This window comes from Chromobacterium amazonense (assembly GCF_001855565.1).
GTDB classification, from domain to species: Bacteria; Pseudomonadota; Gammaproteobacteria; order Burkholderiales; family Chromobacteriaceae; genus Chromobacterium; species Chromobacterium amazonense.
In genome coordinates, this window is record NZ_MKCR01000033.1 from 104,808 (window position 1) to 117,529 (window position 12,722).

A 12,722-nucleotide genomic window follows, 5' to 3' on the forward strand; every position below is an offset into this window, starting at 1 on the left:
CCTTACATGGTCATCAGCGTGTCCAGCGCGAACAGGCTGTCCGGCGGATTACTGGGCGACACCTGGACGTATTGCAGGCGGCTGTAGCGATCAGGGAAGTTGGCGTTGACGATCTTCATGACGGACACGAAGGGTTGCTCGCGGCCGTTGACCTTGACCTTGTTGCCATATTCGAACGTGGCGGTCTTGAACACCGCCCCGCCGGCTGTGAGAAAGTCGGCCTTCACACCCATCAGGCTGCGTTTGTCCAGGTAATAAACAATGCTCTCGTAGGTGGCGCCCGGTGTTGAGGCGGTCAGCTTCAGCTTGTGGCAGTCCACGCCGTTGACCTGGGCGCTGCCCACATATGCCGGCGCATAGTCGCGCGCGTACTGAGTGGCGGCGATGTCGCCGTTGGCGGCCTCGCCCACCAGCCGCTGCTGCGGACTGATGCTGACTGGCTTGCGCAAGCCGGGCTTGGCATACCACATCGCCCGCGAGGCGATCAGGATTTTCTCGCCCTGATAGCGCTTGGGTTCCACCGTGCGCGCCAGCGCCTTGCCGTCGCGCACCGCGATGTCGTAAGTGGTGGTGGTGGCGCCGGCCGGATCTTCGGTGTGTATGCTCAGCGACCATTTGTAGGCGCCCCAGCCGCCACGGGCCAGATCGGCCTTATGCAGCCAGTCGCGCATAGTCGCCTCGCTGGGCGCGTCTTCGGCGTGGGCCAGGCTGGCAGTCAGCATGGTGGCCAGCATCAGGCAGGTGGTGGTGGCCAACAGCCGGGTCAGCGGCACCGATTTCCCATTGGCCTTGACCTCGCCCCCGATGCGTTTGCGCGCGGTGACGGCAGCGCCCAGCGCGATGCCCAGGGCTACCACGGCGCTGGCGGCGAGCGCCCAGCCCAACGGCAGATCCAGCGCCAGCTTCACCGGTTCGGCGATGCGCGGCAATTGGGTTTGCAGATTGGAGGAGAGGATTGCGTAAATGGTCATATAAGCGACTCCCAGGGCCAAGCAGGCCGCTATCAGTGTGGTCAGCACGCTTTCCCGCACAAACAGACCGGCGATCTTGCCGCGGCTGAAGCCCATGGCGCGCAGCATGCCGATTTCGCGGGTGCGGTCGGCCACGTTCATGGCTACCGTGTGCTGAATGGTGGTAAGGGCGATCACGAACACCACGGTGCCGGTGAAGGCGAACACCATGTTGAAGAAGCCCATGAAACTGACGTAAAGCTGGCCGATTTGCGGGTGATTCCAGGTAGTCACCTCGTAGCGGCCCGGGGCCTGGCGCTCCAGCCGCGCCGCCAGGGCGTCGCGGTAGGCGATGGCGTTGCCGCGGTCGTCCAGCTGGATTACCACGCGCGACACTGCGTCAGTGTCGTACAGCGATTGCAGCAGATTGAGCGGCGCTTTCAGGCCCTTGTCCTCGATCGCCTCGATGCCGGTGGAAAACTCGCCGCTCAACGGCGCCTCCACCGCGTTGAGGCGGTTGGAATAGGAGGCACCGAACAGCTGCAAATCGCCGCCCTTGGCAGGCGCGCCCAGCAAGTCCTGCAACTGGCGTGTCAGCAACAAGCCGTCGCGGCCCAGCGCCGACGGCGGAGCGGCCAGCGGGCTCTCCGCCTGCAGGGCGGCTTCGAAGGCTGGGTCGATGCCGCGGCCGAGGAAGACCGCGTTATGGCCGCCGGCGTTGACCATGCCGACGCCTACCAATTGGTCCGACACGCGGCGGAAGTGCGGCAGCGCCTGCGCTTGCTTATGCAGCATTTGCTGCTCGGCGCGGTCCAGCGAATACGGCGCCGGCGTCGCGGCCAATTGCTCCGGCCCGTCCTTGCGGTAAATCTGCACGTGCGCGTTGGCGTCGCGATAGATCACCACCGAGGCTAGCGAACCTTCGACGAAGCGGATGTAGCCGAGAAACAGCAGCACGGCCAGCAAACCGACCCCTACCGCCACCACCGTGGCCAGCGTGCGGCGCTGATCGCGGTACAGATTGCGAAATGCCATTCCCCACATCACATCACCTCGTAACGGTCGGTTTGCGGAACAAAGCCGTCGCGCGGCGCGGCCGCAGGCAGCTCGCGGGTGACCGACAGCGCGCCGTCGCGCAGCTCCACGATGCGGCGGACATGCTGCAGCAGCCTGTCATCATGAGTGGAGAACACGAAGGTCACGCCCTGTTCGGCGTTCAACTGTTTCATCAGCTCCACCAGCGCGATAGCGTTGGTCGTGTCCAGGCTGGCGGTGGGTTCGTCCGCCAGGATCAGCTGCGGGCGCGTCACCAGCGCGCGCGCCACCGCCACCCGTTGACGCTGGCCGCCGGAGAGCTGGTCCGGACGGAAGCTGGCGAAACGCTCCAGACCCACTGCGCGCAAGGCCTCGGCAACGCGCTGACGCGTTTCCTGCCGCGACAACGCGTGCAAGTGCAGCGGCAGGGCCACGTTTTCCTCCGCGGTCAGCACCGGAATCAGGTTGAAGTTCTGGAAAATCATGCCGAAGGTGCGGCTGCGCAACTGGTCTAGCGCCGGCTCGCTCAGGGCGTTGACCGCCTTGCCCATCACTTTCACTTCGCCGTCCGAGGGCGAGTCCAGGCAGCCGATCAGGTTGAGCATGGTGGTCTTGCCGCTGCCGCTAGGGCCAGTAATGGCGACGAAATCGCCGCGCTGGACTTGGAAGTCGACGCCATCGAGCGCCACCACCTCGACATCGCCAAGCTGGTAGCGCTTGGTGACCGATGCAAATTCAACTAGGTACACGGCAATCCTCCGAAAAAATCTTGATCAGGTTAGAAATGAATTTCCAGCGCCAGGTAGGCGTTGCGTGGCAAGGCCCTGGTCTGCTTCAAATCGTCCGCCACCCGGCTGCGGGACACGCCCAAGTAAACGGTGGCGGCGTCGCCGGGACTGAAGGACAGCTCGACAAAAGCGTCGGAGCTGGGCCGGTCCAGCCCCTGTTGCCAGCGCGCGGTAACCCCCCAGCGCCGGTCGCCGAACAACTTGGGCCAGGTGGTTTGCAGCAGCGCGTAACGCTGCTGCGCGAACGGATGCAGCGGCCGGTTATGCGAGGGCTTGCTGCCGCTGGAAGGCGCGGCGGCAAGCTGCGGATTGGCCCACTCTTCCGGCGTCATCGCATAGCCGTTGTAAATCAACTCCAAGCCGATCTCGGCGCCGGAAGCCAACCCATAGCGCAGGCCGAGCGTGCCATCCCAGCGCCAGCGCTCGTCGTCCTGGGCCAGCCACGGTCCGGCGGTGTCGCGCCGCGCGTAGCCGCGCGAAGCGGCGAACTCGCCGCTCAGCGTCCAGGCGTCATCCAGACCGTACTGCGCATAGCCCCCGAAATAGGGCTGGAAGCCGCCGCCGCCGGCCGCCACCGCCCCCAAGGTGGCCGATGGCTCGGTGACCCAATTCCATTCGCCGCGCGCCAGCATGAACAGGCCGTCGCCGTCGCGAACGCCCGGCACCGGGTCCAGATTGGGATTGGCCGCCAGCAGATTGAGCCGGCCGCGCTCGGATATCGGCAGGCTGGCGAAGGCCATCGGCTTGCCGGCGATTTCGCGCCGCGGCGTCACCGCGCCGTTGTCCGGGAACAGCCGGTTGGTGGGGCTGTACAACATCGACGGCCCCCAGCCGATCAGGCGCTTGCCGGCGCCGATCTCCCCGCGGCCGACAGGCGCGATGGCGTAGCCTTCCAACAGCGGCTCCGGTCGCTGTGACGGCAACGCGTCCGGCTTGGACTCCTCTCCCAGCCAAAAGCGGGGCTTCAACACCGCGCGGCTGCCGTCGCAGGCGCCGCTTTCGCATTTCAGGCGCAGATCCAGCCTCAGCTCCGCGTCGCTACGCTGGCTGACGCCGCCGCCCAGCGCCGGATACAGCCGGCCGCTCTCATGGATCAGCTGCAGCAGCGCGTCATGCTCAAACCGCAGCCCGCCGGTTTCCTCGGCGGCGTCTCCGGCCTGGCTTGCGCCGGCGCTCAGCGCCAGCAAGGCGCCGCTCAGGACGGCCGCAATTCGGCAATGGAAACGGCTGCGCATGCAAGACTCGCGGTCGTGGTGGTGGAAGCCTGCAATTGCGCGTTGTAGCGCTCGCGCAGACGACGTTTCAAGGTTTTGCCGGTGGCGCCGATGGGGAAGTCCTCCCAAGGCAGAATCCACAGATGCGCCAACTGCTGCGCTGGCTCTAGCTGACGATTGAGTTCCCGCAACAGGACGTCCGCCGCCACTGGCGCAGCGCCCTCGCACAAGGCCACCACTGCCGCCGGCCGCTCCGGCGCGTCCGGTTCCGGCCGCACGCCGAACACCGACACGTCCAGCACGCCGTCGCGCTTGAGCAGCACCTCTTCCAGCGGCAGGGTGTACACCGGGCCGTCCGGGGCCTGGATCACGTCCACCTCGCGGTCCAGGTGGATCATTTCCCCGTCGGCGGCCTCGCGCACCACATCGCCGGTGAACCACCAGCCATCGCGCGAAGAGGCGTACAGCACGTCGTGCGCGTTCCAGTAGCCGCCGAACATGCTCTTGCCCTTGATCATCAGCAGGCCGGGGCTGCCCTTGGCCACCGGCCGCCCCTCGCTGTCCGCGACCTTGATCCGCGGCCCTAGCGGCGTCTTGCGGCCAACGCGGCGATCGAAACGGCGGGTCCATGGCGTGGCGATGCGCAGCAAGGCGGCGATGCCCACCTCGCTGGAGCCTAGGCCGTCGATGAACAGCGAGCCGCTGAAGGGCAGCCCCAACCGCCGGAAAAACGAACCTTTCGGCAAAAACGTCCGTTGCTGGACTTCATGGCTGGCGTCGGCGGTGGTACCCCAGATGCGCACGCTGCTCAGAGATCGCTTGGCTGCGCCGGCGATCATCAGCCGGGTGTAGGTGATCGGGAAACCGAAGAATATGGTTGGATGCCGCTGTTCCAGCTGCCGCAACAGATCATGCGGGTCCAGGTCGCCATTGATGATGCAGCGCATCCCTAAAAGCAAGGTGTTATGCAGGTAAAGCTGCGATACCTGATGGTTCATCGGCAAGGCAAAGCATGCCAAGTCGCGCGGCGATATCAGGTTGAACAGCAGAGTCGAGCGTAACGATTGGGAGATGCCCTCGCTCTTGAGTATGACGCCTTTGGGGATGCCGGTTGTACCGGAGGTATGGACGATGTAAAGCGGATCTTCCGGGCCGCGAACCACACTTGGCGCGGTGTGCGGAGGTTGCCGCAGCAGCTCGCACAGCGCATGGACGCGATCCGCTGCCGTCGGCGGGAGGCCATCGGCCAGCACGGTTTGATGGACGCAGGCCGGCAGATACGAACGCACGCGCTCCCAACTGGCGCAATCGGCAATCAATAGGCGGGCGCCGACGCGGGACAGATACAAGCCGGCTGTTTCGGGCGCTAAGTTGGCGTTCATCGGCACAGCAATGGCGCCCAGACGGATCGCGGCGACAGAAAACAGAAAATAGTCGAAGTCGTTGGCTTTATAGATGGCCACCCGGTCTCCGCGCGCCACGCCCAGGCTGTGCCAGCATGCGGACAAGGCATTGACGGCGTCGAGCAATTGGCCGGCGGTCCAGACCCGGCGATCGGTCCAGCGCATTGGCCGGGCCAATTCGATCAACTCGCGACAGCCATGGCGCCGCGCGGCGGCTTCGAGCACGGTGTCGATGCGGTTGTCCCAGCGGGCCAAGAGAGTCAGCCGGACGGGAAACCCCAAATGGACGAAAACGAAGATAAGGTAGCCCAGTACGGCGAACGCGAGGGCGGCAAAGAAGTAGCTCATGGCGGCATCCATCCGGGGTTAGCGATTCGGTTCGAGTTCGTCGAGCAATTGCCGCAGTCGATTCAGCAGAGGCGCTGCGAATTGCTGGCTGATATCGCTGAATGCGGCGCGACGGTAGACCACGTCCAACTGCATCCGCCCATTGACCGTAGGGGTATAGAGAATGAAGTCGTACGGCGGCACCACGCAGCCAAAGCCGATGAACTGCCGGGTGGGGTGCCGCGGCGAACCGAAGCTAGAGAAATCCTCCTCGATGCGCCCGGGGTTGGAGTAGCAGGCGTTCGTGCCTTGGCAGTACTCGAGCAGTTTGCGCGCAAGGCCGTGCAGCGACGGGATGCGCAGCGCCAGCAGCAACGCTTCCAGCCGGCCCAGCTCGTCGCTCACTTGCCGATCGGCCCGCGCCGAGCCGATGGCCCGATGCACGGCTTGGACCAGCGCGCTCGCCGCGAGCCCCTGGCGGATGCGGATCTTGCTGGGCACCAGATAATTGCGGAAGCTTTGGTCGTAATGTTCGTCTATCAGCCGGCGCAGGCTGACGGCGCAGGTAATTCTCAACATGCCCCGAGCATGCCGGCCGCTTTGCTCGAGATGCCGCGCCAGCGCCGCGCACAGCAAGGTATTGAGAGTGACGCCGCTGGCTCGCGCCACCCGCGCCAGCCGGGCGGACAGTGCCTCGGGTATGACGCTGTGAAAGAAATCCAGCTCGCCGATATCCGGCTGCGCGGCATGGCCCTCCCAACGCGAGCCGGTTAACGGCACGCGCAAGCCGACATCGCGGTGCACCAAGTCGGCGGCCACGCTGCAAAAGCCGCGCAGCCAGCGCATGGTTCGCGCCAGCGGGCGGTACCAGTCCGGCCGGATCTCGGGCAGGGTATTGAACGGCAGCGGTTTCATGACGGGCGGCATAGCCGTCGCGCCGCTCAAATGGGCGTAGTGGTCGATGATGCGCCGAAACAGCAGGCTGTCGCTGCGCGCGTCGGCTACGCCGTGGTGGGTGCTCAAATAGACGCAACTGCTGCCGCGATCCGTCGAGGTGACCAACAGCAGTTGAATGGGCGGACGCTCGCGCCAGTTGAGCCGGTTGTGGAAACTGAAATCCATCAGCATGCGGCGCAAGGCGGCATCGTCGAGATCGCACGGACCCTCGTGCTCGCGATGCACGACTAGGCGGTGCGGCTGAACGAAGGCGTCGGTACGCAGCTCGGCGCGGCCTGCGAGCGGTTGCGCGCGCAACAGCGGGATGCCCGACATGGCAAGACGCGCGCTCTGTTCTAACAGCGACGCGTCCAGGCAGCCTTCGACGACGAGTATTTGGTTGGTGTTGACGTTGGCCAGCTCGCCCAAGTGGACGAACAGCTCCGACAAGGCATCGAGTCGCCGTGCCTCCGCGACAGTCGCGCGGACAGGTTGCGTGGCGGTCTGAGAGATCACGGCGCTCCTCCTCAGTTCGCTTCCGCCAGCGCGGCCTGTTCGGCTGCGGCGTCGTCGGCATACCAAACGCACATCCTGCGCAACGCCTCAAGCGACAACGGCGCCAGCGGCGCGCTGCGTTCCGTGGCGGCGTCGAGCCGGCTGCGGTCGAATTGCCAAGTCTGGTTCGCGAATGGACGGTTCGGCTCCACGGCACGGTCGAACTTCAGCTCCAAATCCGAAGCCGGCGTGCCCAGCACGGCGCGCAGACCCGCCACCTCGCCCCACATGCGCACCAGTTCCTCCAGACGCGGGCCGTTGCCGCCGGCGCAATGGAACACTTCGAAGTCGCGCCCTTGCTGCTGACGCAGCGTCAGCGTGCAGGCGTCTGCAGCCAGCTGGTCGATGCCTATGCAGTCGAGATGGCTGTCTGCCACCAGATCAACCGCCAATTCCTTGAGGCCGGCCTGGGCTGCGGCCACCATCGCGCAGGGGAACATGTAAAAACCGAAGCCATTGCGCAGCGCCCAGCCGGTGCGGCTGTGGCCGACTACAATGCTGGGACGGAACAAGGTGACCGGCAGGCCGTGGCGGTGAAACAGCAGATGCAATGAATGCTCGGCGCTCCACTTAGTGGTCTGGTAGGTATTGATAAGGTGGCTGCGGGCGTGCAGCTCTTCCTTGACGATACCGCCTTCCATGCCCGCCACATAAGCGGTGGAGACGTAATAGAAACGGCGGCAGGCGGGAGCCTTGCGGTTCAGCGTTTCGTACAGCCGGCTGGTGTTGCCGACGTTGGTGGCAAAGGATTGCGACAGCTTGCGGGAGGAGTAGCTCATTTCCGCCGCCACATGCCATGCCTCGGTGACGCCTGCCAGCCTGGCGTCATCCAAAGTGTCTTCCAGATGGGCAAAGTCCACGTTGACGACATCCAGGTGGTTCGCCAGCGCTCCGCGGATATCGAGTCCGAAGCCTTGCGCCGCGGCCACGACCGCGTTGATGGTGCGCATGCCGTCGGGATCATTGCGCGATACAGCCAGCACGCGGGCGCCGCGCGCCAGGAAGTTTGCCGCCAGGGCGCTGCCGACAAAGCCAGTGACGCCGGTAATCAGAATCTGATGCACTTGATGCTCCTCATTGCGCGATGAGCCGTCGAAGCGCCCCGGCCGGGGCGCTTCCGCGGCGGGTCAGAGTTCGATGATGTGTTCGTCCACCTTCACGCCCACGTGGCGGCCCGGCTCGGTGCCGAAGCCCAGCACGCGATCGCCCGGCTTCAGCTCGGTGACGTTGCGCGGCTTGGCCTCGTCCGAGAAAACGCGCACGTGCCAGTCGTCCTGCATGATGATGTTGACCTTGCGGTTTTGCGGAAAGGTTGCCTCGATCAACAGCAGCGGGCGGATTTCGGTCTTGGTGCGGCCAACGAAAATCTGGCGGGTTTCGCCGCGGGCGTTCACGGTGGTCAGCGTGCTGCCGGCGCGCAGCTCGCTGATATAGCTGGTGCGGTCATTCGCCTGGAACACATAGCTGTGCACCGAAGCGGCGTTGATGCGGAATGGCCGCAGTTCCATATAGGGCAGGTGGAAGACTTCGGGGCAGCACAGGATGCCGCCGGTGGAGGTGGATCCCACCAAGATGCCTTCGTCCGGGTTGAACATATGGGTGGTGTCGATGCAGGCGCGGTAGCCCAGACCCAAGTGGGTAATGCGATCGATGACGCCGACCTGGATATCGATCCGCGGCGTGGCCTGCGCGTCCAGCTTGTGGGCGAAGCGGTCGAACTGCTCCATATTGGTAAATGCCACCAGCACGCCGTCGCTACCCAGCTCCAGCACGCCCAACGCGATCACGGCGTCGTCCACATCCTGGTTCACTTCCTTGAGCAGCACCGTGTTGGTCTTGTGCAGTTCGGCGATCACCAGTTCCAGCGGAATATTGGTGGGATCCTTGAACGACACCATTAGGAAGTCATAGTGCATGCCGTCGTGGAAGGAGGCATGCAGCGATGCCGCATTGTCGACGTGGGCGCGCCAGCTAGTGCGGAAGCCGGCGGCGCGGGCGGCAGCCAGCAGTGAAGGCTGGCTGCTGGAAATCACCGAGACTTGGATTCGCTCCTTGCCGGCGGTAGGCGCGATCAATGCCGATAACTCGGCCCACTGCTCGGCCGATTCGATGTGCAGCACGCGCTGCAAGCGCGGCGACACTGCCTGGCTCAGCGTTTTCAGATTGTCGGCGTAGAGTACGATACCGTTGTAACGGCCTTGGCCCAGACGCTGGACGATGGCACGGCAGCCCTCTTCGCTCAGCGCCGCTAGCACCTTGGAGTCGTACCACAGCACATTGTTGTGGCTGCGCGTCCCGGTGGTGAACGGAGACAGCGCGGCGTTGCTAGGCGGTACCGGCTCGCGCGGCGTTGTGGGATGGCGTGGCTCCGTCGGCTTGTCGAATGCTGTGGCCTTATCGGCCGCTGCAGTTTTTTCCGCGCTCGCGGACGGACGTTTGCTCAGAGTTTGATCCATGATGGTTCCAGGTGATTTAGCAACAGCGGTTGCGAGAAAATGAGACAAACAAGGCCAGCTTCACTGCCAGGCCCGGATGAGGACAGGCGGCGCCGGTGGCATCGACAACACAGGCGGAGCCACCGCGCGGCGGTTGGCCGCAGTCAGCGGCACCGACAACACCAACGCCTCGGCCACACCGAAGCGGGTCGGTGCCGACAGCGCCTGGGCTCGGATATCGAGCTGGGCGAGCAAGCGCTGCACCGTCGGAGTGGTGACCATCACAAAGCGGTGGATCTCGTGTTCCCGGGAAAAACAGGCCAGTTGATGCAGTGCGGAACGAATATGCTTCAGCCGCTGCCCGTGGTGACGGCAGGAGCCATCCAGGTTCAGCGCGAAACGGGAGATTTCCCAGACCTGCGCGTCAGCCGGCACCGCCCGGCCAGCCAGCAGCGACGGGAACACATCGCGCAGCATGTTCGGCCCCAGCGTTGGCAGCAGCCGCATACAGCCCTGCATGCCACCATCGTGGCTTTTCATCAACAGATAATGGGGATTGATCTCGTCGTAGCCGTCTCGCTCCATCCCGTTTTCCACACGCACATCCCACCCCATGCGGTCGTAAAAAAAGCGGGCGCGCAGTCGCAGCATGTTTTCAAAGTCGGCCATCGGCAGCAGTTCGCGCCGGACAATCTGCACATTCAAAGCTGAGCCATTCATTCGACACATCGCCTTCCACATTGCGGGACGGGCCACGCCGGATTTCACGCCACAGGCGCTGACCTAGTTCATAAAAAATTCATGTTTTCTTTCATGAACTTGCGGATCGACTCGAACCACAAGCCGGGCTATCAGACCTGGGTTGCATCGTAGTGACTGGCAGGGGCGGGCGTAAGCTAGCAGAACTGTTAGGTTGGTCTGAGGCGAGTGGCGCGGCGGCTATGGCAAGACGAAAAGTTATGCCGCAGTAAGCCTCAAGTGGCGTGCAGAGGACCGGGCGACCAGCCGGTTCAAGCGGCCGCCCCATAGCTCTGCTTGACGGGCGTCAAACCTGCCGTCTTTCTTCCGAGTTGGCTTCTTTAGGAATGGCGCCGGCCATCTTGAGGCCAATGGGAATGCCGCCGGCAGTGCCGTCATTCTTGAAATCCAATACTGGGCGGACTGGGCGTTTGAGCGCCCGGCAACCTGGCTCGATCGGATTGTTCAGATGCTTGATCTACCCTACTTGGATCGATTCTGCTGTTCTTGGCATGGTTGCCGACACTATTGTCGATGGCGGCTTTCTTTGGTTGGCGGTTTGCCGCCATGATTTTTTGGAAAGGGAGGAATTGCGGCGGCTGAACAGGCAATTTATTCCACAAAAGAATAACAAATCAATTCATTATTATTTTTATTGCATATCGCCGCGCGCTACAGTCCAATCATCGACTCACGCGAAGGCCTGCCATGCTCCCCCCGCTGCAAGCATTTGATCTGATCATCCAGCCCGGCTGGCGCAACTCCGGCGCCGAGCACTGGCAAAGCCATTGGCAGCGGCACCTGGGCGCGCGCCGGGTGGACAACGCCGACTGGGAACGCCCGCTACTCGAAGACTGGCTGGACGGACTGGATGCCGCGCTGGCGCGCTGCCGCAAACCGCCGCTGGTCATCGCCCACAGCCTGGGTTGCGTCACCGTCGCCCACTACGCGGCCCGGCACCCGAACCGCATCGCCGGCGCGCTGCTGGTGGCGCCGGCCGACGTGGAGCGCGCCTTCGCCCCTGCCGAGCTGATGAATTTCGCCCCGGTGCCGCGCCAGCCGCTGCCCTTCCCGGCGCAGATCGTCGCCAGCAGCAATGACCCGTTCTGCAAATCGGCGCGCGCCGCGCGCATGGCCGGTTACTGGCAAGCGCCGATCACCTGGCTGCAGCACGCCGGCCATATCAATATCGACTCCGGCCACCGCCAATGGGAAGAAGGCTGGCCCTTGCTGTTGCGGCTGGCGACGCGCGCCGGCCATCGCCTGCAATCCCAAGCCGACTCGGCGCACGCGGCTTTGGTCTAGACTGAAGCATCTTTGTCCCGCGGTCCGCCGCCATGCGCCTCGCCACAGTCATTTTGGCCAGCCTGCCGCTTTTCCTCGCCTGCCCGCCCGCTCAAGCCATCGGGCCGCAACGGATAGGCATCACGGTGGGCGCGCTGGATAATCCGTTCTACCAAGCGCTGACGCGCGGGGCGATCCAGGCCGCGCACCGTCTCAATCCATCGGTGCAGGTCACCTCGCTGTCCGCCAACTTCAACCTGCCGCGGCAGCGCGAGCAAATGCGGCAACTGATCGAGCAGAAACCGGACCTGATCCTGCTCGGCGCGGTGGACAGCCGCGCCATCGCGCCGCAAGTGCGGGCGGCGCGCGCCGCCGGCATCGTGGTGGTGGCGGTGGATGTGGATGCGCCGGGCGCCGACGGCACGGTAAAGTCGGACAACCGCCAGGCCGGCGAAATCAGCTGCCGCCACCTGGCGCAGCAACTGCGAGGCAAGGGCGCGCTGCTGATCCAAGGCGGGTCGCCGGTGAGTTCGGTCAGCGACCGCATCGCCGGCTGCCGCGCCGCGCTGGCGGCCTTTCCAGGCATCCGCGTGCTGAACGGCGTCAACGGCCAAAGCTCCAGCCTGGGCGGCCAGCGCGCGCTGCAAAGCGATCTGGCGCGCTTCGCCGCCATAGACGCGGTGTTCGCCACCAATGACCGCCAGGCGCTGGGTTGCGCCAAGGCGCTGCCGCCGCAGGAGTCCGGCCGCGTCAGAATCGCCTCGGTGGATGGCTCGCCGGACATCGAGCGGGCTTTGCGCCTGCCCGGGCCCATCATCGCCTCGGCCAGCCAATCGCCGTATCTGATAGGCCGCGAGGCGGTATTGCTGGGACAGCGCCTGCGGCAAGGACAACAAACCGCGCGCATGGTGTTGGTGCCGGTCACCCTGGTGACCCGCGACAATCTCGCCGCCTACCGCGGCTGGCAAAGCCCGCTGCCATCCGCCGGCAGCCGTTGATCGCCAGTTCCGCTTTGACCTTCCCGCCTGGCGGTGTCACACTGCCGATCCGATATCTT

10 protein-coding genes are annotated in these 12,722 nt (G+C 64.7%); 2 read left to right on the top strand and 8 right to left on the bottom strand.

The window, feature by feature from the left end:
• Positions 1-2 precede the first annotated feature (2 nt).
• The 8 genes from BI343_RS17320 to BI343_RS17355 form a co-directional block, all read right to left on the bottom strand.
• Positions 3-1,985 (bottom strand): outer membrane lipoprotein-sorting protein, encoded by a 1,983-nt coding sequence (locus tag BI343_RS17320; RefSeq protein WP_169829038.1) that lies wholly within the window; start codon positions 1,983-1,985, stop codon positions 3-5.
• Between the two features lie 8 nt (positions 1,986-1,993).
• Entirely contained in the window at positions 1,994-2,734 is a 741-nt protein-coding gene (locus BI343_RS17325) for an ABC transporter ATP-binding protein (RefSeq protein ID WP_052246801.1), read from the bottom strand.
• Between the two features lie 29 nt (positions 2,735-2,763).
• Positions 2,764-4,008, bottom strand: a complete 1,245-nt coding sequence (locus tag BI343_RS17330; RefSeq protein ID WP_071110655.1) for a hypothetical protein — start codon at positions 4,006-4,008, stop codon at positions 2,764-2,766.
• Entirely contained in the window at positions 3,969-5,738 is a 1,770-nt protein-coding gene (locus BI343_RS17335; RefSeq protein ID WP_071110656.1) for a class I adenylate-forming enzyme family protein, read from the bottom strand. Before BI343_RS17335 ends, BI343_RS17330 begins: the two co-directional genes overlap by 40 nt.
• An 18-nt stretch (positions 5,739-5,756) precedes the next feature.
• Positions 5,757-7,169, bottom strand: coding sequence for a hypothetical protein (locus BI343_RS17340; protein ID WP_139165778.1), 1,413 nt, complete (start codon positions 7,167-7,169; stop codon positions 5,757-5,759).
• Positions 7,170-7,180: 11 nt separating this feature from the next.
• Positions 7,181-8,272, bottom strand: a complete 1,092-nt coding sequence (locus BI343_RS17345) for an SDR family oxidoreductase (protein ID WP_071110658.1) — start codon at positions 8,270-8,272, stop codon at positions 7,181-7,183.
• Between the two features lie 63 nt (positions 8,273-8,335).
• On the bottom strand, positions 8,336-9,664 hold the full coding sequence (locus BI343_RS17350) for a 3-dehydroquinate synthase II domain-containing protein (RefSeq protein WP_083341048.1): 1,329 nt from the start codon (positions 9,662-9,664) through the stop codon (positions 8,336-8,338).
• 60 nt (positions 9,665-9,724) lie between these two features.
• Positions 9,725-10,363, bottom strand: a complete 639-nt coding sequence (locus tag BI343_RS17355; RefSeq protein ID WP_169829039.1) for an acyl-homoserine-lactone synthase — start codon at positions 10,361-10,363, stop codon at positions 9,725-9,727.
• Positions 10,364-11,089: 726 nt separating this feature from the next.
• On the opposite strand from BI343_RS17355, the gene BI343_RS17360 reads away from it, so the two are divergent.
• Complete coding sequence (locus BI343_RS17360) at positions 11,090-11,686, top strand: alpha/beta hydrolase (protein ID WP_071110659.1); 597 nt, start codon at positions 11,090-11,092, stop codon at positions 11,684-11,686.
• Between the two features lie 32 nt (positions 11,687-11,718).
• Positions 11,719-12,663: a substrate-binding domain-containing protein gene (locus BI343_RS17365; RefSeq protein WP_071110660.1), complete on the top strand. Its 945-nt coding sequence runs from the start codon at positions 11,719-11,721 to the stop codon at positions 12,661-12,663.
• The last annotated feature ends 59 nt before the right edge of the window (positions 12,664-12,722 follow it).

Excerpts from the sequence above, each read along its gene's own strand:
- BI343_RS17320 (WP_169829038.1), bottom strand. The coding sequence starts at position 1,985 with ATGGCATTTCGCAATCTGTACCGCGATCAGCGCCGCACGCTGGCCACG.
- BI343_RS17330 (WP_071110655.1), bottom strand. The coding sequence starts at position 4,008 with ATGCGCAGCCGTTTCCATTGCCGAATTGCGGCCGTCCTGAGCGGCGCC.
- BI343_RS17335 (WP_071110656.1), bottom strand. The coding sequence starts at position 5,738 with ATGAGCTACTTCTTTGCCGCCCTCGCGTTCGCCGTACTGGGCTACCTT.
- BI343_RS17350 (WP_083341048.1), bottom strand. The coding sequence starts at position 9,664 with ATGGATCAAACTCTGAGCAAACGTCCGTCCGCGAGCGCGGAAAAAACT.
- BI343_RS17355 (WP_169829039.1), bottom strand. The coding sequence starts at position 10,363 with ATGAATGGCTCAGCTTTGAATGTGCAGATTGTCCGGCGCGAACTGCTG.
- BI343_RS17360 (WP_071110659.1), top strand. The coding sequence starts at position 11,090 with ATGCTCCCCCCGCTGCAAGCATTTGATCTGATCATCCAGCCCGGCTGG.
- BI343_RS17365 (WP_071110660.1), top strand. The coding sequence starts at position 11,719 with ATGCGCCTCGCCACAGTCATTTTGGCCAGCCTGCCGCTTTTCCTCGCC.